Here is a 24,372-nt window from a genome sequence, read left to right as displayed (position 1 = left end):
TTTCTTAACCGTTAAATACAGCTTTTATTTCTTCACAGGACTGACAAACTGTGTGGTATAAGCCGATTTCCAGTTGGTTTTAGCATCTAGCAATTTTGCATTCACCATGAAATCACGCGTCGCTTTCCAGCGTGCGTCGGTCATAACTCCGACGCCTTGTGTTTTGGCATCGCCACCATCAATTAATTGTAATTTTTTCATTTGACTGACTGCAAAAGCGAGCAGCTCATCATTCATATTTGGATTTTCTTTTTTGATAATGGCATTTCCAAGCTTGGGGTCAGCCAGATAGTTTTTCCATCCCTCCATAGAGGCTTGCACAAAACGGCGTACCACATCTGGCTTGGTTTGAATCACATCATTGCGAGTCACTAAAATGCCACCATAAGCTGGATAACCAGCCTCAGCAAATAAGAAGAAGTTGCTGGATGGTGCTGCTTTTTTTGCTTGAAAAACTTCAGAGGTTGCATAGGCTTGTTGGGCGACATTTTTGCCCGCTAAGAATGGCTGCATATTAAAAGTATAAGGACGCGCCTGAGCTGGATTTAAACTGTATTTTTCTCTTAACCAAGGCCACCAGCTTGCTTGTCCACTGGTTGAAACCAAGATGGTTTTGCCTTTTAGATCAGCCAAGGACTTTACATCGCTATGCGTTAATACGCCTTGAGGATCGAACTGAAATGGTGCTGCAATCGCTTTGATTGGAAACTTACTTTCAATCCCTTTTAAAACCTGTAAATCATAATTAATAATAATGTCGGCACGTTTAGAAAGTAACAGCGTCATATTATTGACTTGCGGCCCACCCACTTTTATTTCGACATCTAATCCATATTTTTTATAAATACCCTGTGCCAGAGCTTGATAATAACCACCTTGCTCTGCTTGTGCATACCATGTGGTTTGTAATACCAGTTTATCGGCAGCATGGGTAAATGAACCAAAGAATAATGCGCCAGCAATAACAGTGAACCGTGCTTTGCCTACATAGTGCTGAATTTTCATAAGTAAACCCCTAAATATATAAGAACTCATCTCGCTATTCTTTTAGGGGAATAAAAACCAAATGTATAAGCACATAGATTCTCTCAAAGCCAAACATTGGCTTTGTCCCCAAAAGAGGAACAGCAAACGCTGTAGAGCAATGTCCCGTGTGAAAGTACACACTGACCGCTTATACTCAGTAAAGATTTAGCAAACACCATGCCAGTATTTATTTAATCTTTATTTTTCAACAAAATGATCCGAAACAATTTGTTTTAGGTCTTCATCTATCACCTATTTTTAATCGAATACTATTTTTTAAATAGAGATAGCTTTTAATCAAATCCAAAAATGCACCATTCTAAAACATCAAAATGTGCAAAAAAGAATCATAAAATAATTTTTTGATTTTTCATTCACCATTTAGCCTTATTTCTATCGATTAAATATCTTCAAACAGCACATTTTAAATTTGGTATAAAAAATGCTTATATCAATAGGTCAGAGTAGAAGCGTTCAGCATATATAGTCGATTCGACATATATGTGGGTCATTGCTCAGAAATAAGCTCATTTTCTATTGATTTAGAAAGTGCTGCTCTTTTTTGAAAAAATGATCCAGTCTCTTTCATTCAATTTGATTGGGTCATGGTTTATCCAAAAATTGAGGTGAAATATGAATAGCGCAAATATGACCAACTTAACTGACGATCACTACAACTTAGAAGAGTTACAAAAAGAAGCGCGTATGGGTGCTTTAGGTCAAGAAACCTTTGAACGAGAAGTTCGGGTAATTGATTTATCAGACTTTGAAAAGCGTAAATATGAAATTGCAGAGCAACTTTGGAGTGCTGCAACAGATATAGGTTTCTTTCAAATCTCTAATCACGGTATTGATCTTGCCCAAATTCACAATGCTTTTGAAATGACAAAAAAGTTCTTTGATCTTCCTGAACACGTCAAAGCACAGTATCCTCTAAATCGTAATGCAGGCTGGGAAAGCAAAGCACAAATTCGCCCATCGACCAGTACGCCTGATCAAAAAGAATCCTATCAAATTACGCGCCCACGTATGGCAGGGTTGTACCCTAGCGAACAAGAATTACCCGCATTTAAGACCACCATGCTTGAGTTTGAAAAAGCAAGCTGGCAAGTGGGTATGAAAGTTCTATCTTGTTTTGCATACAAGCTCGGTTTTGCAGATGATTTCTTTGCACTCGCCCACAAGCCTGATCAAGAAAGCTATCAAAGTACCTTACGCATGTTGCATTACTATGCAATTGATCCCGCTTTGAAAGATCAACTCGGTTTATGGCGAGCAGGTGCGCATACTGATTTTGATTGCCTAACCTTACTGTTTCAACGTAAAGGTCAAGGCGGTCTGCAAGTTTGTCCAGGTAAAGACATGGAACAACAGCAATGGACCAGTATTGAACCACGTGATGATGTGATTACTTGTAATATTGGTGATATGTTGATGCGTTGGAGCGATGATCAACTTCCATCGAATTTTCACCGCGTTAAAAACCCTGAAGCCAATGAATATCAAGGTGCGCGATATAGTTTGGCATTCTTCTGTCAGGCGAATGAAGATGTAATCATTGAAAGTCCAAAGAAAAAATACCCAGCAATCAGCGCAAAGGAATATTTAAAACAACGGATTAGTGCGAATTTTGAAGGGAAATATTAAACACTGATACAGTCAGAGATTCACAATCTCTGACTGTTGCTACTCGACAACCCATTTCGATTGAGTCAAATGATACACATCGCAATTTTGCCCTCCACCAATACGATCGACGACTAAAAAATCACTGTTTGCTTCCAACGTGATTAATGGATGATGCCAAACCCCTTGGCGATAGGTAATACCCTGTTTACCATTACTTAAAAAGGCAAAAATCTGCTGTTCATCTGGTTGTGTTTGATCCAAAGGTAGCGCCACGATAATGATAAATTGTTGCTGTTGTAGTGGAATAAACGACTGTGAGCCACACGGATGACATTCAAGCATATCTATTTTAAATGGAGCTTCTGTTGCACATAAATTATGAAAAATACTCATACCTACCGCAGCATTTTCACCTGACACTTGTGCGAGAGAAAGTGCATGATAGCGCTCAGTTAAACCTTGGTTAATTGGGAAAAAATCATGATTGTCTTTTTCAATCACATCACCAAAAGCGGAGAAACTCTCCTGAGTTAAAGGCTGAATTTGGATGTTTTTTCTCATATATTGAACTTCACTTTATTTTAGCAGAACGAAACTTCGTAGATTGTTCTTCTCTAATCCAATGCATAATGAACATTTGCTATCGAGCTAGGCGGCATGGATGCCGCCCGTTAGGCTGTCTTGCGCTGCAACCCAAGCAGTACTTTGGTTTTGCTCAGGATGTGCCATCAGCCTAACAAAAGATTTTTGTTACTTTTGATCTTTCAAAAGTAAGCAAATACCAATTCAAAAATGATCTGTTTTATCAAAACTTATATGACCTTGCTCATTACTGAAGAAACAATTTCATTCTGTGATTTTGCCCCACAATCGAATCCGACTAATCCCCCCATCAGGAATCATATTGACACGGATATAGTTCACTTTCTGATGCTGCAAAATTTCAGTAATGTATGCATGAATGGCATCCATTGATAACGGTTGCTGCTCCAGCAAGAAAGACCAAAACATACTTTGAGGAATCAATTGAGCATCCGTTGCATCTTCAACATACGCGGCTTGAATCGAACAAAATGCAGGATAATTGCCTTTGAAATGCGCTGTATCAATTTCGATTTTTTCTACTTGTCCAGCTTGACCTAAAGCAATAATACACCAGTCAAACCCCGGTGCACGACGACGTTTGGTTTCCCAACCATCGCCCATATTGATGCCGCGATCTGGACTGAGTAAATTATTTGGATGCCCATAATGCGCATTGCTAAATGCCACAATACGTCCACCATTTTTCAAACCGATCAAATCAATTTGTTGAGTTGAATCTATATTTTCAAGGACGACATTTCCATACACGCGTAAGCGAGCAATCCCACCATCAGGGAAAATATTAATGCGAATATGAGTAATTTTTTGTGCTTCGCAATTAAAAAAATGATGATGATCTGGAGATAAAACTGAATTTTCTAACAATGGAGTCCAAGTGATATTTTCCAATTGATCATCAGGTGCATAACACCCTTCTATTGAGGCGGAAGCAGGATAATTCCCTGTAAAAAAAGAAGTATCAATATCAAAGCCAGAGACTGTTCCTGTTACACCTAAACGAACGATGCACCAATCATAACCAGCTTCACGCTTACGACGTGTCTCCCAGCCATCCATCCATTTACCATGATCATCAAATTTACCTTCAATAAACTTGGCAGGTTCAGTTTGCAACATTCTTTCCGCACTTGCGAAAAACTCATCAGAACAAGATACGATGCTCGCGCCAATACGCGCATCAGCTAAATTGGTTAAACCCTGTAAGTTATCTGGCAAAGTCACTGCTTTGGCAATATGCACCGTCATTGATCAATCCTAAAACATTTTTATATGATTCATTATATGCAAAATCCAGTCCAACTGGTCTGACCTGTTATAAAAAATCTGCTTAATCTTCGTTTGAGTCAATCTAAAATTATGAATTTTGTGTAGAATCAAATTGATTATTTTATTTAGGTTAGACCACTGATGAGCCCACAAGCAATGCTCAATGGAAAATCATCTCAGGTGACTGAGCAAGCTGTGGAAGTCATCCATCAACGCATTCAACAAGGGACTTATGCGATTGGTTCTGCATTACCCTCTCAACGCGATTTAGCCCTCCAACTCGGAATAAGTCGTGCTTCTTTGCGCGAAGCTTTAACGCGTCTTGCCGCTTTGGGATTGTTGGAAATCAAGGCTGGTAAAGGGGTTTATGTGATTTCACAACACAGTAAAGCCGCTGAACAATGGGAAGGTGAACACCGCATTTCTTTAAAAGATTTCTACCAATTGCGCTATGTACTTGAAGGGTTTTGCGCCTTACTCGCCTGTGAATATCTAACCGAACAAGATAAAACGATCCTACAACAACACTATGAAGCACTCGCAAATGCAATCTCGGAACAGAATTGGCAAGCCGCTTCCGAATTTGATTATGCCTTTCATCAACATATTATCGAATTAAGTCATAATCAATCGATTATTCAGACACTTAAAATGCACACTGAATGGATGAAAAAAAGCCAGATCCTCCCCTTTGTCCAACCTAATCTTGCTTTTAAAACCATTCAAGAACATGACGTGATTTTACAAGCGTTATTTAAACAAGATGCAGTAGCGGCTGAGAAAGCCATGCAAGCGCATATCATTGGTGCTGCACAGCGTGCGGGGGTCTATTTTTCTCGACATGAGCAATGATCTTATTTCCACGCACCACTTTGCTTCAAACTTTGAACCACATCAACACACTCATCCCATTTCTGCATTTTAATGAAGCACAACAACTGGTATGACCAGTAAAACCACTCAATAAAACTGGCACGCTTCTCGCTTAAGACTGTTTAGAAATTTTATATTTTTAACAATCAGGGTCTAAACGATGAATATTGCGATTATAGGCGCAGGTATGGGCGGTTTAACTGCTGGTATCGCTTTAAAAAAATTTGGCCATCAGGTTACGATCTACGAACAAGCGGCAGAAATTCTACCTGTAGGTGCGGCGATTTCGCTATGGTCAAACGGTGTGAAATGCTTAAACTACCTTGGCTTGACTGATCAAATCCAAGCTTTGGGTGGAAAAATGGAGTCGCTCGCATATGTCGATGGACTCACGCATCAGACCATGACTCAATTTAGCTTAACACCTTTATACAAAGAAGTAGGACAACGTGCCTACCCTGTTGCCCGTGCAGATTTACAACAACTTCTCATGCAACAGTTTGGTTTAGAAGATATTAAACTCGGCATGAAAATGACCGAAATTGAAAATCATCCTGATCATGTCAGCATTCAGTTTGCAGATGGTATGCAGATTCAAGCTGATCTATTGATTGGCGCAGATGGAACCCATTCCATTACCCGTACATTTGTATTGGACCATCAAGTCGAACGACGGTATGCAGGCTATGTCAACTGGAATGGTTTAGTCGAAATCGACGAAAATATCGCTCCAGCGCAACAATGGACGACCTATGTGAGTGAAGGAAAACGAGTTTCTCTCATGCCCGTTGCGCAAAATCGCTTTTACTTCTTTTTCGATGTACCTATAGAAGTAGGTCTACCAAATCAACGTGATCAATATAAAACTGAGCTGAAAAAATATTTTAAAGACTGGTGCTCACCTGTACATCAACTGATTGATTGCTTAGATGAACAAAAAACCAATCGAGTCGAAATCCATGATATTGAGCCTTTTATGAATTTTTATAAAGGTCGTGTCGTTTTACTCGGTGATGCAGCCCATAGTACCACCCCAGATATAGGACAAGGCGGCTGCCAAGCCATGGAGGATGCCATTTACTTGGCACGTGCTTTGCAGATAAATACTTTTGGGTTAAGTGATGCACTAGAACGATACCAAAACAAACGCAATGATCGTACAAGGGAAATGGTTTTCCGCGCGCGTAAACGTTGTGATGTAACCCATATGAAAGATCAAAAAGTGACTGAGGAATGGTATCAATCACTTTATCAAGAACAAGGTTCACACATCATGCAAGGAATTATTAGCAATATTGTAGGAAATCCTTTAGATTAATAAAAGAAAGTTTTAACTCCCCCCTTAATTGGGGGCTTTTTTTATCTCAACGCTTTTCAAGCAATCGCCAATAAGACCATAAAAAAGCCCATTTCACATCTGAAATAGGCTATTTTAATAACACTGATGCTAAAACTTATAGCTCAATGTAAATCGATTTTGTAGAAAGTCTTTTTCATAGCGTGGTGAAGTTTGGATACCAAAGAAATTACTAACGCTAAAACCTTGTAATGCGCCAGTAAAATTATAAATACCAAAGATCATATATTCAGACTGATTACGACTCGCAACCTTGTTAGACTCTTTTAAATCCATAAAAGAATATCGAGCACCGGCAATCACTTGATCTGTGAACTTTCCTTCCAACGAAGTCATAAAAGCATTTCCTGCACCTAAGTCTTGGGTACTGGTAAAAAATGGCTGAGCAAAAATTTCACCTGATGAGGTTTTAGTCGCATAAGGCGTTAGTAGAGCACCGTTTAAATAACCATCTGCATGAGGCTTAATATAGTTATATGCAATTTTTAGGCTCGCTTTCGGCATGACTTTAAATGCCGTCTGAACACCAAAAATTTGACTATCAACCTCTCCTGCTAAGGCTTTGCCATGATCTTTCCCTGAAATATATTGCAGTGAAAACTCAGGTGTATATTTGAGTTTAGGCAATGAAAGATCCGCTTGGGTATAAATCAAACGGGTATAGTCATCATAGTGTTGATACCAAATCTGCGCTTTAAGTTTTTGATCTTCAGTCAAATCAAAACGCTTCCCTACACCAACTGACCATACGCCATCGGTTTCAATATTCGCATTTTGACGGGTAGTTTTGCTAAATTCATCATCAGCATAACTTTTAAATTTATTCACTTTGGTAAGACGCAAGAAATCAGTATTGTTACCCACCTGAACATCCGCGGCTTGATACAAAGCCATCAAAATTCGTCGGTCTGCATAATCCCCCATAAACGGTAAATTAAGACGCTGATTCCCGATCGTAACGCGTGCTAAATCATTCTTCCATGTGATGTAAGCTTCAGCCAAACCATCACGATCTTCCTTTAATTCAGAAACTTCATCATTGTTGTTTTTCTCGTCTAAACGGCGTTGTAGATCATAACCAATCGCTGCTTGTATGCCATACAATGGCGCTGTTTCATATTTAAGATAGCCTCCAATTGCGACAGTATCTTGATTAAGATTATTGACAAAATAACCATTATTCAAAGAATAATAAGCTGTTTTCACAACGCCATGAACTGCCCCACAGCTAAACATTTGTTGCACTGTTTTGACTGAATTGTCCTGAACGCTACAGTCCTGACCCAATTGAAACAGCCCATTTGAACTGGTATCTGCTGCCCAGCTTTGCATCGCTGCGCTCATTGCGAACACCAATGTTGCAGATTTTAAAGTCAAATTTCTCATAAAGTTTCCCCGGTAATGCCATTCAAACAACGCTTTAAATCTATGCAAATAAATTTTCTTGTGTTTTAACTTTTGCAAAGCCAAAACTCCCCTAGACCTATTCAAAAAATGAATAAGCGACGTTGAATGGTGAGTGATTAAAAAATGTTACGGTTTTGGAAAATAAACAAAGCGTGCCATCAATGCCCTGAGTTGACTGGCAATGTAGCCTCCTCAACTGATTTTTTGGTAAAAGGTAAATGGTGAAATAAAATATTCAACAAAATGGCAGTAATGCATGCCGAGCTAATTCCTGAATGTAATAAGGTCCCGACCCATTTTGGAAATTGTGCATAGAACTCATGGTTTGCAATTGGGATCATGCCGATCGCCAATGAAGTTGCGACAATAATCAGATTCTTGTGATCGTTATAATCTACTTTTGCTAGAGTACGGATACCACTGGCTGCCACAGTGCCAAACAAGACAATACCAGCACCACCTAAAACTGGCATTGGAATCGCTGCCACTAAACGCCCAACTATCGGTAATAAACCAAGTACCACCAGAATCCCGCCTGCGGTTGCGACCACAAAACGACTTTTTACCCCTGTGATCGCGACCAACCCTACATTTTGCGCAAATGCGGTTTGCATAAATGAACCAAAGATTGGGGCAACTGCACTAGACAACATATCTGCGCGTAAACCATCACCGATACGTTTTGCATCAACTTTAGTTCCAACAATTTCCCCTATCGCAATAATATCTGCGGTGGTCTCCGTCATAATCACTAAAGTTACGATCACCATCGACAGAATGGCGGTAAATTCAAATACAGGCATGCCAAAATGAAAGAAATGAGGAAAAGCGAACATTGATCCGTTAGCGACTTTGGAAAAATCTGCAAATCCAGCCAATGAAGCCAGCACGGTGCCTAAAACAATCGCAATTAAAATCGCCAAACGACGCATGAGTTGACTCTTTAACATACTGAAAATAATCACAATCGCTAAAGTCATTGCAGCTAAACCAATATTTGCTGGATCTCCCCAATTTTCAGCTTTCGGGTTTCCCCCCATCATCCAGCGAATCGCAACTGGCAATAAGGAAATACCAATCATGGTAATCACACAGCCAGTCACCACAGGCGGGAAAAAACGAATAATTTTTGAAAAGAATGGTGCCAGTAATAAACCAACCAATGAAGCAACAATCACAGCACCAAACGCTGAAGCCAATCCTCCACCTGTGGTAACAATGGCTAAAATCGTTGCAACACCTGCAAAAGATACGCCTTGGACAATCGGCAGTTTTGCGCCAAAATGCTTAAAACCCAAGGTTTGCAACATGGTTGCGATACCGCCAACAAAAAGCGCAGCAGCAACCAATAGCCCAATCTCCGAAGCCTCTAAACCTGCGGCAGCACCAATAATAAGTGGTGGTGCAATGATCCCACCATACATGGTCAGCACATGTTGCAAGCCATAAATGACGTTTTTATTCATTCCTAAATATTGGTGTTCTGCTGAAACTGTTGCATCCGCATCACTGTGCATTTTATCGTTGTGCATGATGGTCTTTCCTCAATCAAAATTTATATTTTCTTCATTGCTTGTATTAACTGCCGCGATAGGTGGAATAAGAAAATGGGCTGATCAATAAAGGCACGTGATAATGTTGTTGAATATCTGTCACCTTAAAGTCGATACACACTCTGGGATAAAAGCTTTCAACCTCTAGAGATTGAAAATAATCTGCAATGTGAAAAATGAGTTGATACTTGCCGTGTGTAAATGAATCAATATCAAATGCTTTAATACGTCCATCAACATCTGTGAGTTGTTGATCCATCAACACATAGCCGAGAGACGTTTCCTGCAATAATTCAACGACAACACCCGCAGCAGGTTTCCCCAATGATGCATTTAAAATATGTGTACTGATCGCTGCCATTATTGAATCTCCTGCTTTAAGCGAATTAGTGCGATTTCACTGAGTTGTTGTTTGACTTCAAGCTGTTCTTGCTCGGTTGTGTTTTCTAAGCGGCGGTTGAGTTCTGCTAACATTTCCGAACCTGAACGTCCTGCCGCACGAATCAAAAAGATATGACCAAATTTGTGCTCATACGCTAAATTGCCCTGATACAGTGCCTGTTGAAAATCATGCTCCGTATCAAGCTGAGCTTGTTCTTTTTGCGAAAACAGTTGCTCTTTTTCAGATAAGGTCATGGCAGCTTTTTTCTCACCGATTCGCGGATGCTGTGCAAGCGACTCTGAGATTTCAGACCACTGCCATGTTTGGGCATATAAGGCGGCTGTTTGATACAATTCATCTGCTGAAACAAAAGGACGTTGCATAACAACACTTTGAATCCAAGATGGGATATGCACACACGGCTTTAATGCTTCCATCGCTTGCTCAGCTTTTAATTGATTGAATTGATCTAAATCCATGTTTGCTCCAATTTGTGACACTGTCTGACTGGTCTGACCAGATAAAATATATGAAGCAATGAACATGCCAATCTAAAAGCTTTTGTCCATAATTTGTTTTTGTTTATCTCAATAGAAAAAATACATAGAAAGTGTCCATAATGATGAAAGAAATCGAAAGACAATATTTTTGAACAATAAAAAAAGCTGCAATAGAAAATCTATTGCAGCTTTTTAAAGATTGAATTGAACTTAATCTAGGCTATATGCAATCACATAATCGCCATGATCAGGGGATTGACGAGCACCTCCCGCTGTAATCATCACGTACTGTTTACCATTTTTAGGTGAAACATAACTAATCGGTGTACCTTGGCTACCCACTGGCATACGTGACTTCCACAACTCTTTCCCTGTAGACGAATCAAGCGCACGCAGATAATAGTCTTGCGTTGCAGCAAAAAATACCAAACCACCTTGTGTCGCCATTGGCCCTCCAATCGTCGGCATACCAATCGGTACTTTCAGCCCCATTTTGATCCCCATAGGTCCAGTATCTTCTACTGTTCCCATCGGTACTTGCCAAGCAATTTGACGTGTACGCATATCAATTGCGGTCATCGTACCGTAAGGTGGTTTTTGACATGGGATATTAAACTTCGACCAAAAGCGATCTTTGTTTACTTTATACGGTGTACCTTTCATCGGTACAGCCCCCATACCTGTATTGACCTTTTCACCGCCACTTGCTTCTAGTGCTAAATCTTCTGGTGTTTGCTGAATTAACTGAATCCATAAACCCAAGCGCATATCATTAACAAACATGTATTGATGGCTTGGATCAAAAGCAATACTACCCCAGTTCATTCCCCCCAAAGAACCCGGAAAACTTAAAGATACATCTGTTCCTGGTGCAGTAAACAAACCTTCATAGCGCATCGACTTAAAGTTAATACGACACATCAGTTGATCAAATGGTGTCGCGCCCCACATATCTGACTCAGTAATTGTTTGATTGCCGATTTGCGGCATTTCTACTGAACGAGGTTGCGTTGGGCTATATTGTTCATCAGGAATATCGGCGGGTTTAACAGGCTGCTCAATCACTTTTGTTAAAGGTTTTCCTGTTAATCGATCAAGAACAAAGAACTGACCTGATTTTGTTCCAATTACCACCGCAGGCTTATTGGTTCCATCTGTCATTGGGAAGTCAACAAGACTCGGTTGCATCGGCAAATCAAAATCCCATAAATCATTATGTACGGTTTGATACACCCACTTTTCTTTACCTGTGGTTGCATCTAAAGCCAATACCGAAGAATTGTATTTATGGTCGAGTGGTTGACGATTCCCGCCCCACACATCGACAGATGAGCTACCCATTGGCAAAAATACGGTATTCATTTCAGGATCATAAGATAATGCAGCCCATGCGTTAGCAGAACTACGCTTATATATTTCGCCTTCTTTGAGCATATAGTTTGGATCAGGATTACGCGGATCAAACACCCAGCGTAATTCACCTGTAATGACATCGTATGCACGGATCACACCGCCCGGCATGTCTGCGGCAAAATTATCAGCAATACGACTCCCAACGACCAAGACTGACCCTGCCACGGTTGGTGCAGATGTGACTTGGAAGCGTGGTGCTTTCGTGCCCTCACCTAGACCTTTATGCAAATCAACCGTACCATCCACACCAAAATCTTTACAGCGTTCACCCGTATCCGCATTCATTGCGATTAAGCGTCCATCAGGAGTATTGGTATAAACACGACGTAAACATGCGGTATTGGTTGCAACCGTTTGTACAGGCGTAGCACCCGCTAAACTTGGTTGTTGAATGGGTTGAGTTGTGTCGAAATAAGCGACGCCGCGACACCGCTCCCAAGCATCCGCCTTGGAGTTGACTTCTGCTTTCCAAATTTGTTTACCTGAGTCGGCTTCTAAAGCAAAAATATTGTTATGCGGTGTACATAAAAAAACTTTATTTCCAACTTGCAAAGGCGTCATTTGATCCTCAGCACCATTGCCCGAACCCGTTGTAAAGTCACCTGTACGAAAGCGCCATGCTTCTTTTAACTGATGGACATTGTCACGGGTAATTTGATCTAAAGCTGCGAAGCGACTACCACCTGCATCTTGACCATAATGTTGCCAATTGGTCTGCTTCATATCTGTTTGAACAGGTACCAACGGTAATTGTTGTCCTGATGCAGCAACAGTTGGATGCGGTTGAAACATTTGATAAAACCCAATGATCATACCAACGACAGTCAATGCGCCTACAGCATAAGCAGGTAAATCTGCACCTGATTGAAATTGATAACGACGAATAGCAGGTAAGCTAAACATCAAAGCAGCAAACACGCCTGCTGGAAACATTAGGCGCGAGAATAGCGGCCAAAACTCCCAACCGACATCAAGCAATGACCAAAAAATTGTACCGACAAAAACGATCGAAAATAACCAAACACCTAAGGCTTTACGCTTAAAAATGAACAGTGCAGATGCCAGTGTTAATAGCCCTGCAATGATGAAATACCATGAACCGCCTAGTGAAACCAGCTTTGCACCGCCTACAGTGAAAAATAGTCCTGTAAGCAATAGAGCTAGACCTAAGACGAAACACCATATTTTTAATATGGTGTGACTATTGGTAGATTCTGACATGGGGTCATACTCCTAAATTAAAAATTCACTCGCATGCTCAATCCAGCAACCCAAGCATCATCCACCTCTTTCACACCCGCAGGTTGATGGATATATTGTAGATTTGGTCGTAACATAATTGCTGGTGACCATTGATAGGTATAGTTCAATTCGATATTGAGCTCATCACGCTGCACAGGCACATAATCTGCTGCAAACGCATCATATTCATCGTATCCACGACTGTTATTGGTTGCGATTTGACGGTCTTTATATCGATCATTGACTAGGTAATTTGCGATCCCCAAACCAATCGAGTCATTTGGTCGTTGATCAAAAGCACCCTTGTACCAAAGGGCAAGTTGTTGTGTACTACGCACAGCAGTCGTGTCTTTATCGTTGACAACTGCATTCAAACTGACAAATAACCCACGTTTTGGATCATCGCCTTTCTGTGTTAACTGTTGTTGAGCATTAAGCCAAAAGCTATGTTTGCTATCATGCACTTTCTCTGCAATCGCGATGTCATTCGCTTCAGCAGTTGAATAAAGTGCCCCTATTTTGTATTCACCTGCCAAACCATTAAAGGCTGCCAGTTTAGGTTTCCAAGCCAGTTCTACTGGAATAGTTGCGCCTTTGACGTTATCCATATCCAAGTTAAAACCATCACTATTTTTATCGGTTTTAACGTTATCAGGATTAACTTCATAAACACCGACACCGAGCGTCCACTCAGGTGAAAACTGGTATTTCACATTTGCACCCCACAGACCGACTGGTAGGTTGTACCAAATTGAGCCAATCGATTTACCGAGTTGGCTTCCACATAACAATAAATTTTGGAATTCACATTGAGAACCATTAAAGTCCTCAGACATGCCCATACGACCAATTTTGAATTGAACCGTATTATCAACAAAACCTGTTTTAATCCATGCCTGCGATAAACGCCAGATTTTGCCGCGACCATAGATTTCTTGCGAGTTACTTAATGCACTTGAGCGTGGGTCTTTAATCCTTTCCAAAGTCAAAGCATTACCATCACGCTTGGTAATTAAAATATTTGCTGTGGTATCTTCCCAACCGAGTATTTTATTTAAATCAAAATTTGCACCTAAAGAAAGTTGTGCAGCATTCTCAAAACTATTGCTATCGTTATAACCACCATCCAAATTGGTTGCTGCTTGACTCATGATCGATGCGGTAAATTTATAACCCTCTTGTTCCAGTTGTTGGCGTTGACCATTCCAATCACCCAATAACCATTGACGCTCTTGTGACCACGGCTGATCTGCAAAAACATGCTGTACAGATAAAATTGAAAATGCCAGTAACGTCGTTTTAAATAAAAATGAATACTGTTTCATCGATAAATTCCTTGTCTTTTTAGTCGATGTAGCACCTCTGTAAAGGTGCTACTTTTATTGTTATTTGACTTGCACGGCTGAACTCAGTTCAGATGTAGCGCCTAAATGATCCGTCACATTGGCTGTAATGGAGGCAACTTTAGCAGTTGGTTTCCATGAAACAGTTGCTACACCTTGAGCATTGCTAACAGCAATCGCTGAACCTAAATAAAACTCTGCTTCATTTGAACTAGCTACTGAGTTTCCAAAAAATTCGACTTGATAACGCTGATTTGGTTGTCCTTTCACCTCAGCAGCGATTTGACCTTTTGAGAGTGTAAGCTTTGGTGCTTGAATCGCTTGGTTCGGTTGCACATTACAGCCTTGTTCATTTGGCTGCTGACAAGTTTTTTGTAGGTTTGCAGGATCAATCTTGACGCCATGACCACGAGAACCAACATAATGTGCATGCTCTAAGCCCGGAATATCAAAAGTGATCGCACCTAAACGTTGGTTTGGTTCACAGCTTCCACCTGCTTCACAGCGTTTAATATCTTTCGCATTATTCCAAATTTGATTTTTTGTTAATGTGATACGCGCATCGGCATCTTTTTCAGAACGGATCGCAATACCAATACGATTGCTATGAATTTTATTGCTATCTAAAATATTACCATCACCCGTTAGGTTAAATCCTAATGAGTTATTGGTTAGCTCGTTATAGGCGATATAGTTACGTTTGCCCCAATTAATCTGTAAACCATCTGAATAATTTTCAAACTTGTTGCCTACCACTGCATTGTCATTACCCCAAAGAATTTCAATCCCTTGTGATGGCTCTGGATTTGCTGAAGTTGAAATAAAATGGTTATTTGCCACTAAGTTAAATGCAGCCCCACGGGTTAGCTCTAACCCATCACCATTGTCTTGGAAATAGTTATTGAGAACTTTGTTGTTATTGGTGGTGGTTGCTGTTGGATTGCCCTTGCCATCATCACCTGTCAACATCACGCCCGCGCCACCATAGTTATGCATAATGCGGTTATGTTGAATCAGGTTATTACTGGCACGATTCATCAAGATACCGATACAAAAATGACGAATTTCTAAACCTTGGATGGTCACACCATTAATGTCACGCAACACAATTCCCGGCAAAGTTGTGGTTCGTACATTGGTTCCGAACTGCCCCTCTACCGCTCCTGGACATGCCTCAACGCCACGACCTTTAATATAATTTGAACCATCAATCGCAATATGTTCACCTGTTTTCGTCCATTGCGTACCAATGATTTTGACTGGTGCTTTAATTTCAGGAAGTGGGCTATTTACCTTGATTGCATACGGTGCTTTCCCTACCGCCTGAATCAGAATCTCGCTAGCTTCTGTCGGCTTGCTATTGACTTGTTCAATCGCCCAACGCAGTGAACCTTTTTCAGTGTCGTCCTGATAACGGTCTACGATGTAAGTTTCAGCTACTGCCAAACCTGATACTGCTAAACCGATTGCGAGAGCGCTTAAACGTAAAGAAATAACTTTCATTTTAAAAATCCTTTTCAATTATTCTGTCGGCTGAACTGTTTTTAACAACTGTTTCAGTTGGGTCACATCAATCTGACCGGGTGCTGATGCTTCACCAATCATGCCAAAGCTAAAACTACCGCCCATATTTGCGGTCGCAATACGTGAAATCGTGCCTAGTTTGCCCATTGACATCGTGAGTAATGGTTTCTTCGATTGTTGGCTGACTTTTAAAGTTGCATTCATCAAAGTAAATACATCTTGCTTACTCTGTGGCATTACAGCGATTTTTAAGATATCTGCGCCAAGTTCATCTTGTTGCAGTAGACGCTTAACGATTTCATCTTCACTTGGTGTTTTCTTAAAATCATGATTCGACATCACGATCAGCACTTTTTTGTCATGCGCCAATTTGACTGTATTTTTAACCACCTGCTGATCACGGAACATTTCAACATCCAACATGTCCATGAACGGTTGTTTCAAATATGCCTGATAGGTCTTGCCATAATCAGCATCGCTAATGGTGAGTTGACCACCTTCGTTATGGGTACGAATCGTAGCGATCACTGGTTTATTGCCTAATATCTTTTTTAATTTATGTCCTAAAGCAATCACCTGTTTGGTATCAGCAGCAAAATCGAGCAAATCAATACGAAACTCTGCTAAATCTGCATCTTGATTGGCTGCAATGACTTTGGCTTGAGCCAATGCCTGATCTTTGGTTTTTGCAGTAATCGGTACAATGGTTTTCACTGGTGACTTGGCAAGCTCAGCCAATTGAACTGGGCTATGAACAATTTCTTGTGCCTGTGCCATTTGAACCGTAAATAAAGGGCTAACAAGCAGCGTTAATGCTGCCAGTGTTTTCATTTTCATCATCATCTTCCTTAATGGATTGCCTGTCTTTCCCAAGAGCAAGCAATCATTCGTTATGCACTTAAAATTTAAATATCAAAAAAAACAGTTTCATCTTCGCCTTGAATACGAATATCAAAGCGATACACCACTTCACCATCCACTTCTGTGCGTTTGGCAATTAAGGTTTGACGACGAGTCGCCCATTCAATACTGTTTAGAATCGGATCATTCGCATTCACTTCCACTTCATCCTCGAAGTAAACACGAGTATGCAAACCAAGATTGATACCACGCGCAAAGACAACCACTGCAATATGCGGCGCTTGTGTCATACCTTTACGGCCTGCTACAGCACCCGGTTTAATGGTGTTGAAACTCCAAAAACCTGTTTCAAAGTTTGCCCCTGTACGTCCCCAACCTAGGAAGTTTGGATCAACTGTTTTGCCTTGAGTATCAGCTTGACTTGGGTAAACACCATTGGCATCGGCTTGCCAGATTTCCAACAATACATCTCTTAATGGCAAACCAAGCCCATCAAAGACTTGCCCCTCAAGACGAATACGCTGACCTTGCGTTTTTTCATTGACCAATTGGTTATTGAAGTTGTGTTCAAACACTTCGATATTGGCTTGCTGAGGTAACAAACCAATATGCACATAAGGACCACCCGTTTGTGATGCGGTTTCCTTTAATTCTTGAAAATTCCACGCATTCATTGTGTTACTCCCATTAAGTCAAATCATTTTCAAAATAAGTCGCACGACGACCACGCAGATGAATATCAAAGCGATAACAACGGCTATCTGATTCAATGAAATTGTTCTTATCTTCTAATGCAATCAAAGCACGTCGCTGATCTTCAGATGGAATCGTTTTCAAGATTGGGCATGAATCAATCAATGTGTCGCCTTCAAAATAGAACTGCGAAATTAAACGCTGCGCCCAACCGTCTGCAATTAATGAGAAATGGATATGTGCAGGACGCCATTCATTGATACGGTTACGCCATGGATATGGACCCGGTTTGATGGTGCGGAAAATATAGAAACCATTTTCATCCGTTAACGTACGACCACAACCACCAAAATTCGGATCCATCGCACCGATGAATTTGTCATTTGGATGGCGATAGCGACCTGATGCGTTGGCTTGCCAAACTTCCAATAATGCATTTTTCACTGGACGACCAAACTGATCACGCACATAGCCATGTACAATGATGCGCTCTCCAACAGGCAAACCCTCTTTGGCATAGTTCAAAATCAAATCATTGTCTTTAGGACCAAAAATGCTGGGTGAAAAATGTGGTGATGTCACCTCGGTTAAAGTTTCATTAATCGAAATCAACGCATTTTTTGGCGAGCGTAATACACTGGTTTTATAGCCCGGTGTATAAGCTGGCGGGTGATCATCAGTATTCCGTTGTGGATATGCGCCCAAAGTATGATTAAACATGCTCATCTCCTTAATCCTGTGGTTGTGCAGAAACGGGTTGCACCTCGATTCCAAGTTCTTTAAAGACTTCTTCTGCCATGTGCATTGCAGCATTTGCGGCTGGTAAGCCTGCATACAATGAACTATGTAAAATCAGCTCTTTAAGCTCATCCTTGGTCACACCGTTGTTAAAACAAGCACGTAAATGCATTCTGAGTTCGTCTTCGCGTCCCAAAGCCAACAAAATAGCGATGGTAACTAAGCTGCGGGTATGACGTGGCAAACCTTCACGTGACCACACTTCCCCCCAAGCAAAACGGCTAATAAAATTTTGAAAATCTTGGTTAAAGTCATTTAGGTTCTCTAAAGAACGCCCGACATGCTTTTCACCCAGTACTTCAGTACGGACTTTCAGCCCTTGTTGATAACGTTGTTCATCATTCATTGACGTTGTCCCGAATTGAAAGAAAATTAGGTTGCATCCGTGTGCGCAACGACCGATTTAACAAAGATCGCCACAGCAGCAGCCGTTGCTGGAATAAACAACATGCTTAAAATCATAGTGAACGACCAATTATTCCCAAGTAAAACAGCCCCGATCCACGCACCAAATACAGCACCGAAACGACCGATACCTGTCATCCATGCAATTCCTGTTGCACGACATTGGGTTGGATAGAAACGAGCACTCAATGCTGGCATCGCAGACTGCGCGCCATTGATCGCAATACCAGCGCATAGAACTAAAACAGCAAGTAAAGTTGGATTTGCTAAGCTTTGACCGACTGCAATCGCAAATAGCCCTGCTACAAAGTAGAAACCTGCAATAATTCGATTTGGGTTGAAACGATCCATTGCCCAACCAATAAATAAGGCACTGAGCACACCACCAAACTGAAACAGACCGCCAATAAATGCAGCACGCTCCATAGTTGCGCCTGTTTCACGCATTAAAGTTGGTAACCAACTAGTCAGTAGATAAATCACGACCAAACCCATAAAGTAGGTTGACCACAATAAAACGGTACCTTTGGAATATTGTTTAGAGAACAGCATGCCAAACACATTTTTCTTTTGCGCAACCGCGGAGTGTTCTTCTGGGATATGAAACTCGGTCACACCTTGAACTTTTGATGGTGCGATACGGGTTAAAATTTTGCGTACTTTTTCAGGATTCTTACCTTTCACAATCAAATAGCGATAAGACTCAGGTAAGAAAAAAATCACCAATAGCATCAAGATCAGCGGCGACCATCCACCCAATAAAAATAGGCTGTGCCATCCAAAAGTTGGAATCAGCCAACTACTGATAAAACCACCTGTTGCCATACCCAAGTTATAGCCACAGAACATACAGGTGACTAGTAATGAACGAATACGATGGGGACAATATTCTGAGAACAATGTCGTCGCATTCGGCATCGCCGCACCTAGACCAATCCCCGTTAAGAACCGCAATAACACCAAACTATCTAAATTGGTGGCATAGGCTGAAGCCAAAGTAAAACCACCAAAAATCAGCATGGAAATCGTTAAAACAATCTTACGACCAAAACGATCTGCTGTAGGACCTGAGACCAATGCCCCAATGATCATGCCGCCAAGTGCCGCACTCATCACAGGACCAAGTTGGGAACGGTCAATGCCCCAATCTTGAGCCAAAGCAGGCGCGATAAAACCCATCGCCGCAGTATCGATTCCATCTACAAACACGATGAGAAAACAAATGATTGCAATCATCCACTGATACTTACTAAGCGGCGCATCATTAATCAGTGCCTGTGCATCCATACTGTTTTTTGGGGCAGCAAATTCCTGTGCCATAGTTGCCTCCTTGTAGGCGAATTCCTTTCTAACCCGAAACGGTTATATTTTCTGAATAAACGTTGACAATGCCTGATTGAAAACCTGAGGTTGCTCAATATTCGATAAATGTGAAGCTGCCAAGATTTCAAGCTGACTGTGTGAAATAGACTGATGCATAAATGTTGCATCTTGAACCGTGGTAACAGGATCAAACTGACCTGCAATAATGAACGTTGGGATTTGGATCTGTTGAAGTTGATCTCGTAGATCCGCATCAGCTAAAGCTCGGCATGCATGGGCATAACCTTGTGCAGCCGTCACAGCTAAACTTTGAATGGTTTTTTGTGCCAACACATCATGGGCATAATCAAAGTGTTCACTAAACCATCTCGTATGCGTAGTTTTGACGATATCCGCCAAACCTTGCTGCTCAACACTATCAGCACGTGCATTCCAACCTTCTGCTGTCCAAATTTTTGCAGCCGAATTTGCAACCGTGACACTCAAAAAACGATTGGGATGGTGAATTGCGAGATACAATCCAGTAATCCCCCCCATTGAAATGCCACAAAAATGTGCCTTTTCAATTTTGAGTGCATCTAAAATATCAACGACATCTTCGGCAAGGGCTTGCAGCGTACTATTGGCTATCACGCTGCTCATCCCATGCCCGCGTGTATCGTAAGTCACAATCTGATAGTGCTCTGCCAATGCGGTAACTTGTGCCTGCCACATACCATGATCTGTTCCAAGCGAGTTAGAAAATACAATCACTGGCGCATCTTTTAGACCTTGGACTTGCACAGCAAGTTGATGTCCTTGACGATTATGAATATTGATCATCATTTTGAGTCTCCTTGCGCTGCTTGTAGGACTGCATCAATTTGCGCCTGAATATTGCCCAAATATGACTCAGGCTGGAAAAGCTGATCTAAGGCTTGAGCTGAGAAATGAAGCGTCACTTCATCTAGGTTGGATAAAATGTTTTTCAAATGCGTATCTTGTGCGACTGCTTGCTGACATGCTTGCTCAACCACATGATGTGCATTTAAACGACCAATCTTGCTAGCAAGTGCCATCATGACTGCTTCAGCCATGATCAAACCTTGAGTCGTTTCAAGATTCCGTTGCATTGCATCTGCATTGACTTCTATGCCTTGTAAAACCTCATTACTGCGCTCTAATGCGCCCGCACATAACTGAAAAATCTCAGGAATCGCTAACCATTCGGCATGCCAAGCACCCAAAGCACGTTCATGCTCTTGCACCATGCTTTGATATACACTTGCCATCAGTGCAGGAACACGATTTGCTGCTGCAAGAATCGAAGCGGCTGCAACTGGATTACGTTTATGTGGCATGGTTGAAGAACCACCACGACCCTTTGCAGTCGGTTCAAAAACCTCAGCAATTTCAGTCTGCATGAGCAAAGACCAGTCTCGTGCCATCTTGCCGACATTACCGACTATCATGGCAAGTAGACTAGCAATCTCAACCATACGGTCACGCTCACCATGCCATGTACATTCTGGTGTTGTGAGCCCTAATTCAGCAGAAAAGGCTTGAACCACGGCAGAACCTTGATCTTGTAAAGAGGCCAATGAACCCACAGCACCACCGAGTTGCGCGGTGAGTACTCGATCTTTCATTGCTTGTAAACGCTCAAGATCACGCTTAAATGCCGCCGCATAACGTGCAAACTTATGTCCTAAGGTAATCGGTAAGGCCTGCTGTAACCATGTTCGCCCAATCATCACTTGATCACGGTAGCGTTCAGCTTGTTGTAGTGAAATTTGATATGCAGATTGAAGTTGCTTTTCGATCAATCCCAAGGCATCACGACACTGTAAAATCGTCGCAGTATCAATGATGTCTTGACTGGTTGCACCCCAATGTACATAGCGAGAGGCATCTTCATCGTGCTGCTTCACAATCGCTGTAAATTGCTTCACAAACGGAATCGCAATATTCCCAGCTAAACCCGTTGCTACTGCCAAAGCATCGAAATCAATTTTGTCTAATGCAGATTGAGCAACCTGTTCGATCATCGTTGCTGCTGCTATAGGAATGACATTGACCTGAGCCTGAGCTTTAGCCAAAGCCACTTCGGCTTGAATCATATAATTCAATAAAGCTTGATCACTAAATATGGTAGTGACATCAGGCTGATAAAATAAGCTGGCGTATAACTGGCTCATAGCAGACCTCACTCAACTCGCTGGATAATCAAAGCAATACCCTGACCCACGCCGATACACATCGAACATAAGGCATAGCTCCCACCTTTTTGCTCAAGCTGATTCAAGGCTGTGGTGACCAGTCGTGCACCCGATGCACCGAGTGGATGACCTAAGGCAATCGCACCACCATTTGGATTAATACGCGCATCGTCATCTGCCAAATCTAAATCACGAGTGACCGCTAAAGCTTGAGCTGCAAAGGCTTCATTTAACTCAATCACATCCATCTGAGCTAAAGTCAGGTTGGCTTGTTTCAGTAATTTCTTGATCGCAGGTGCAGGTGCAAAGCCCATGATTCGTGGTTCAACACCGACGGTGGTTGCTGCAATAATTTTGGCACGTGGCTTAAGTTGGTATTGAGCAACTGCTTCATCTGATGCGATCAACAGTGCTGCTGCACCATCATTAATCCCTGAAGCATTGCCTGCCGTAACTGTCCCATCTGCTTTCACCACGCCTTTAAGTTTGGTCAGTGCTTCAATGGTGGTCGATGCACGAGGATATTCATCAGTATCGATAACGACTACATCACCTTTACGTTGCGGAATCGTGACAGGGACGATCTCTTGTTTAAAAAAGCCTTTGGCTTGCGCTGCAGCAGTGCGTTGTTGGCTCACCAAGGCAAACTGGTCTTGATCAGTACGATTGATATTGAATTGTCCCGCTACGTTTTCAGCGGTTTGTGGCATGGTATCTACACCATACATCTGTTTCAATTTTGGGTTGATAAACCGCCAACCCATGGTGGTATCTTCAATCTTTTGACTACGACCAAATGCACTGTCTGATTTCCCCATTACATACGGGGCACGACTCATGCTTTCGACCCCACCGGCAATGATGAGATTTGCTTCACCTGATTTAATCGCACGCGCTGCCATTGCAATGGCATCTAAAGATGAACCGCACAAACGGTTAATGGTGGTTGCAGGTACTTGATACGGCAAGCCCGCAAGTAGTGCAGACATACGACCGACATTACGATTATCTTCACCTGCTTGATTGGCACAGCCATAAATTACATCGTCGACTTGCTGCCAATCCACGGTTGGATTTCGTTGCATTAAAGCTTGTAGTGGAACTGCACCGAGATCATCTGCACGAACAGGTGCTAAACCACCTGCATAACGTCCGAATGGGGTGCGGATAGCATCAATGATATAAGCGTTTTTCATATTGTTTTCCTTTAATCCTCACTTAATCCCTCCTTTAAAAAGGAGGGAGACCTCATCCGACTATTTAGATGAAGTCCCCCTTAACAAAGGGGGATTTAGGGGGATTGTGCAATCCTTAGGCTTGTGTCGCATCAATCAATTGAGCGCCCGTCAAAGCCTGTAGTTCTTCAAAGCTCAGACCATCCACTTTCTCAATCACTTTTAAACCCTCTGTGGTCACATCAATCACACAGAGATCGGTATAAATACGATCCACACATTTCAAACCTGTGGCTGGATACGAAAGCTCTTCAACAATCTTAGGTTCACCTTGTTTAGTGACATGATCGGTAGTGATAAAGACTTTCTTTGCACCTACAGCTAAGTCCATGGCACCACCGACAGCAGGAATCGCATCGGCTGCACCTGTATGCCAGTTGGCAAGATCACCGTTAGCTGCGACTTGGAATGCACCGAGTACCGCAATATCTAAATGACCACCACGCATCATGGCAAAGGAATCTCCATGATGGAAAAAGCTACCACCTGTCAGCATGGTGACGTATTCTTTGCCTGCATTAATCAGTTCAGGGTCTTCCTCACCTTTGGCAGGCGGCGGACCGAATGCCAATAAACCATTTTCAGAATGCAGGAAGACATCTTTATCGGCAGGTAAATATTTTGAAATTTTAGTCGGTAAGCCAATACCTAAGTTGACATAAGCCCCATCTGGAATATCTTGTGCCACTCGTGCTGCAATCTGGTCACGGCTGAGTTTTTGATAGCTCATGTTGTTCT

22 protein-coding genes are annotated in these 24,372 nt (G+C 41.8%); 3 read left to right on the top strand and 19 right to left on the bottom strand.

Annotation, left to right across the window (positions count from 1 at the left end):
• Window positions 1-24 precede the first annotated feature (24 nt).
• On the bottom strand, window positions 25-1,005 hold the full coding sequence (locus MMO38_RS03550) for an ABC transporter substrate-binding protein (RefSeq protein ID WP_241322577.1): 981 nt from the start codon (window positions 1,003-1,005) through the stop codon (window positions 25-27).
• A gap of 654 nt (window positions 1,006-1,659) precedes the next feature.
• Between MMO38_RS03550 and MMO38_RS03545 the strand changes: the two genes are divergently transcribed.
• The gene (locus tag MMO38_RS03545) at window positions 1,660-2,673 is read left to right on the top strand and encodes a 2-oxoglutarate and iron-dependent oxygenase domain-containing protein (protein ID WP_241322576.1); all 1,014 of its coding nucleotides are present in this window, start codon (window positions 1,660-1,662) and stop codon (window positions 2,671-2,673) included.
• Window positions 2,674-2,712: 39 nt separating this feature from the next.
• On the opposite strand, the gene MMO38_RS03540 is transcribed toward MMO38_RS03545, so the two are convergent.
• Together MMO38_RS03540 and alc are read right to left on the bottom strand one after the other, a co-directional pair.
• Window positions 2,713-3,216 (bottom strand): ureidoglycolate lyase, encoded by a 504-nt coding sequence (locus MMO38_RS03540; protein WP_241322575.1) that lies wholly within the window; start codon window positions 3,214-3,216, stop codon window positions 2,713-2,715.
• A gap of 285 nt (window positions 3,217-3,501) precedes the next feature.
• Complete coding sequence (gene alc, locus MMO38_RS03535; protein WP_241322574.1) at window positions 3,502-4,506, bottom strand: allantoicase; 1,005 nt, start codon at window positions 4,504-4,506, stop codon at window positions 3,502-3,504.
• Between the two features lie 162 nt (window positions 4,507-4,668).
• On the opposite strand from alc, the gene MMO38_RS03530 reads away from it, so the two are divergent.
• Both MMO38_RS03530 and hpxO read left to right on the top strand, forming a co-directional pair.
• Window positions 4,669-5,379, top strand: coding sequence for a FadR/GntR family transcriptional regulator (locus tag MMO38_RS03530; RefSeq protein ID WP_241322573.1), 711 nt, complete (start codon window positions 4,669-4,671; stop codon window positions 5,377-5,379).
• A gap of 181 nt (window positions 5,380-5,560) precedes the next feature.
• Window positions 5,561-6,718, top strand: a complete 1,158-nt coding sequence (gene hpxO / locus MMO38_RS03525) for an FAD-dependent urate hydroxylase HpxO (RefSeq protein WP_241322572.1) — start codon at window positions 5,561-5,563, stop codon at window positions 6,716-6,718.
• A 129-nt stretch (window positions 6,719-6,847) separates the two neighbouring features.
• On the opposite strand, the gene MMO38_RS03520 is transcribed toward hpxO, so the two are convergent.
• The 16 genes from MMO38_RS03520 to MMO38_RS03445 all read right to left on the bottom strand — a co-directional run bounded on the left by MMO38_RS03520 (window position 6,848) and on the right by MMO38_RS03445 (window position 24,364).
• Window positions 6,848-8,143, bottom strand: a complete 1,296-nt coding sequence (locus MMO38_RS03520) for an OprD family outer membrane porin (protein ID WP_241322571.1) — start codon at window positions 8,141-8,143, stop codon at window positions 6,848-6,850.
• Between the two features lie 179 nt (window positions 8,144-8,322).
• Window positions 8,323-9,696 carry a nucleobase:cation symporter-2 family protein gene (locus tag MMO38_RS03515; RefSeq protein ID WP_241322570.1) on the bottom strand — a complete coding sequence of 458 codons (1,374 nt, stop codon included), beginning with the start codon at window positions 9,694-9,696 and terminating at the stop codon, window positions 8,323-8,325.
• Window positions 9,697-9,742: 46 nt separating this feature from the next.
• Window positions 9,743-10,078 (bottom strand): hydroxyisourate hydrolase, encoded by a 336-nt coding sequence (uraH, locus tag MMO38_RS03510; RefSeq protein ID WP_241322569.1) that lies wholly within the window; start codon window positions 10,076-10,078, stop codon window positions 9,743-9,745.
• Window positions 10,078-10,578 carry a 2-oxo-4-hydroxy-4-carboxy-5-ureidoimidazoline decarboxylase gene (gene uraD / locus MMO38_RS03505; protein WP_241322568.1) on the bottom strand — a complete coding sequence of 167 codons (501 nt, stop codon included), beginning with the start codon at window positions 10,576-10,578 and terminating at the stop codon, window positions 10,078-10,080. Before uraD ends, uraH begins: the two co-directional genes overlap by 1 nt.
• A 231-nt stretch (window positions 10,579-10,809) precedes the next feature.
• Window positions 10,810-13,233: a glucose/quinate/shikimate family membrane-bound PQQ-dependent dehydrogenase gene (locus tag MMO38_RS03500; RefSeq protein WP_241322567.1), complete on the bottom strand. Its 2,424-nt coding sequence runs from the start codon at window positions 13,231-13,233 to the stop codon at window positions 10,810-10,812.
• Between the two features lie 17 nt (window positions 13,234-13,250).
• Window positions 13,251-14,579, bottom strand: coding sequence for a carbohydrate porin (locus MMO38_RS03495; protein ID WP_241322566.1), 1,329 nt, complete (start codon window positions 14,577-14,579; stop codon window positions 13,251-13,253).
• A gap of 60 nt (window positions 14,580-14,639) precedes the next feature.
• Window positions 14,640-16,100, bottom strand: coding sequence for a right-handed parallel beta-helix repeat-containing protein (locus tag MMO38_RS03490; RefSeq protein WP_241322565.1), 1,461 nt, complete (start codon window positions 16,098-16,100; stop codon window positions 14,640-14,642).
• An 18-nt stretch (window positions 16,101-16,118) separates the two neighbouring features.
• Entirely contained in the window at window positions 16,119-16,952 is an 834-nt protein-coding gene (aroD, locus tag MMO38_RS03485; RefSeq protein ID WP_241322701.1) for a type I 3-dehydroquinate dehydratase, read from the bottom strand.
• A 74-nt stretch (window positions 16,953-17,026) separates the two neighbouring features.
• Complete coding sequence (gene pcaG, locus MMO38_RS03480) at window positions 17,027-17,656, bottom strand: protocatechuate 3,4-dioxygenase subunit alpha (RefSeq protein ID WP_241322564.1); 630 nt, start codon at window positions 17,654-17,656, stop codon at window positions 17,027-17,029.
• A gap of 13 nt (window positions 17,657-17,669) precedes the next feature.
• Complete coding sequence (gene pcaH / locus MMO38_RS03475; protein ID WP_130162978.1) at window positions 17,670-18,395, bottom strand: protocatechuate 3,4-dioxygenase subunit beta; 726 nt, start codon at window positions 18,393-18,395, stop codon at window positions 17,670-17,672.
• A 10-nt stretch (window positions 18,396-18,405) separates the two neighbouring features.
• On the bottom strand, window positions 18,406-18,819 hold the full coding sequence (gene pcaC, locus MMO38_RS03470; protein ID WP_241317480.1) for a 4-carboxymuconolactone decarboxylase: 414 nt from the start codon (window positions 18,817-18,819) through the stop codon (window positions 18,406-18,408).
• A gap of 26 nt (window positions 18,820-18,845) precedes the next feature.
• Window positions 18,846-20,198: an MFS transporter gene (locus MMO38_RS03465; protein WP_241322563.1), complete on the bottom strand. Its 1,353-nt coding sequence runs from the start codon at window positions 20,196-20,198 to the stop codon at window positions 18,846-18,848.
• A gap of 42 nt (window positions 20,199-20,240) precedes the next feature.
• Window positions 20,241-21,026 (bottom strand): 3-oxoadipate enol-lactonase, encoded by a 786-nt coding sequence (pcaD, locus tag MMO38_RS03460; protein WP_241322562.1) that lies wholly within the window; start codon window positions 21,024-21,026, stop codon window positions 20,241-20,243.
• On the bottom strand, window positions 21,023-22,378 hold the full coding sequence (locus MMO38_RS03455; protein ID WP_241322561.1) for a 3-carboxy-cis,cis-muconate cycloisomerase: 1,356 nt from the start codon (window positions 22,376-22,378) through the stop codon (window positions 21,023-21,025). Before MMO38_RS03455 ends, pcaD begins: the two co-directional genes overlap by 4 nt.
• Window positions 22,379-22,386: 8 nt before the next feature.
• A complete protein-coding gene (gene pcaF / locus MMO38_RS03450; protein WP_241322560.1) occupies window positions 22,387-23,595 on the bottom strand; it encodes a 3-oxoadipyl-CoA thiolase in 1,209 nt (402 codons plus the stop codon).
• Between the two features lie 115 nt (window positions 23,596-23,710).
• Window positions 23,711-24,364 carry a 3-oxoacid CoA-transferase subunit B gene (locus tag MMO38_RS03445; RefSeq protein ID WP_241322559.1) on the bottom strand — a complete coding sequence of 218 codons (654 nt, stop codon included), beginning with the start codon at window positions 24,362-24,364 and terminating at the stop codon, window positions 23,711-23,713.
• Between the last annotated feature and the right edge of the window lie 8 nt (window positions 24,365-24,372).

The sequence above is a fragment of the Acinetobacter sp. NIPH 1852 genome (assembly GCF_022549455.1).
GTDB lineage: Bacteria > Pseudomonadota > Gammaproteobacteria > Pseudomonadales > Moraxellaceae > Acinetobacter.
Note: the sequence above shows the minus strand (reverse complement) of the source record. Positions and strands in the feature narration are given on the sequence as shown.

Excerpts from the sequence above, each read along its gene's own strand:
- hpxO (WP_241322572.1), top strand. The coding sequence starts at position 5,561 with ATGAATATTGCGATTATAGGCGCAGGTATGGGCGGTTTAACTGCTGGT.
- uraD (WP_241322568.1), bottom strand. The coding sequence starts at position 10,578 with ATGGATTTAGATCAATTCAATCAATTAAAAGCTGAGCAAGCGATGGAA.
- MMO38_RS03455 (WP_241322561.1), bottom strand. The coding sequence starts at position 22,378 with ATGAGCCAGTTATACGCCAGCTTATTTTATCAGCCTGATGTCACTACC.
- MMO38_RS03545 (WP_241322576.1), top strand. The coding sequence starts at position 1,660 with ATGAATAGCGCAAATATGACCAACTTAACTGACGATCACTACAACTTA.
- pcaC (WP_241317480.1), bottom strand. The coding sequence starts at position 18,819 with ATGAATGATGAACAACGTTATCAACAAGGGCTGAAAGTCCGTACTGAA.
- uraH (WP_241322569.1), bottom strand. The coding sequence starts at position 10,078 with ATGGCAGCGATCAGTACACATATTTTAAATGCATCATTGGGGAAACCT.
- MMO38_RS03495 (WP_241322566.1), bottom strand. The coding sequence starts at position 14,579 with ATGAAACAGTATTCATTTTTATTTAAAACGACGTTACTGGCATTTTCA.
- MMO38_RS03500 (WP_241322567.1), bottom strand. The coding sequence starts at position 13,233 with ATGTCAGAATCTACCAATAGTCACACCATATTAAAAATATGGTGTTTC.
- aroD (WP_241322701.1), bottom strand. The coding sequence starts at position 16,952 with ATGAAAACACTGGCAGCATTAACGCTGCTTGTTAGCCCTTTATTTACG.
- pcaH (WP_130162978.1), bottom strand. The coding sequence starts at position 18,395 with ATGTTTAATCATACTTTGGGCGCATATCCACAACGGAATACTGATGAT.
- MMO38_RS03520 (WP_241322571.1), bottom strand. The coding sequence starts at position 8,143 with ATGAGAAATTTGACTTTAAAATCTGCAACATTGGTGTTCGCAATGAGC.
- MMO38_RS03465 (WP_241322563.1), bottom strand. The coding sequence starts at position 20,198 with ATGGCACAGGAATTTGCTGCCCCAAAAAACAGTATGGATGCACAGGCA.
- pcaG (WP_241322564.1), bottom strand. The coding sequence starts at position 17,656 with ATGAATGCGTGGAATTTTCAAGAATTAAAGGAAACCGCATCACAAACG.
- MMO38_RS03540 (WP_241322575.1), bottom strand. The coding sequence starts at position 3,216 with ATGAGAAAAAACATCCAAATTCAGCCTTTAACTCAGGAGAGTTTCTCC.
- alc (WP_241322574.1), bottom strand. The coding sequence starts at position 4,506 with ATGACGGTGCATATTGCCAAAGCAGTGACTTTGCCAGATAACTTACAG.
- MMO38_RS03490 (WP_241322565.1), bottom strand. The coding sequence starts at position 16,100 with ATGAAAGTTATTTCTTTACGTTTAAGCGCTCTCGCAATCGGTTTAGCA.
- MMO38_RS03445 (WP_241322559.1), bottom strand. The coding sequence starts at position 24,364 with ATGAGCTATCAAAAACTCAGCCGTGACCAGATTGCAGCACGAGTGGCA.
- pcaD (WP_241322562.1), bottom strand. The coding sequence starts at position 21,026 with ATGATGATCAATATTCATAATCGTCAAGGACATCAACTTGCTGTGCAA.
- pcaF (WP_241322560.1), bottom strand. The coding sequence starts at position 23,595 with ATGAAAAACGCTTATATCATTGATGCTATCCGCACCCCATTCGGACGT.
- MMO38_RS03515 (WP_241322570.1), bottom strand. The coding sequence starts at position 9,696 with ATGCACAACGATAAAATGCACAGTGATGCGGATGCAACAGTTTCAGCA.
- MMO38_RS03530 (WP_241322573.1), top strand. The coding sequence starts at position 4,669 with ATGAGCCCACAAGCAATGCTCAATGGAAAATCATCTCAGGTGACTGAG.
- MMO38_RS03550 (WP_241322577.1), bottom strand. The coding sequence starts at position 1,005 with ATGAAAATTCAGCACTATGTAGGCAAAGCACGGTTCACTGTTATTGCT.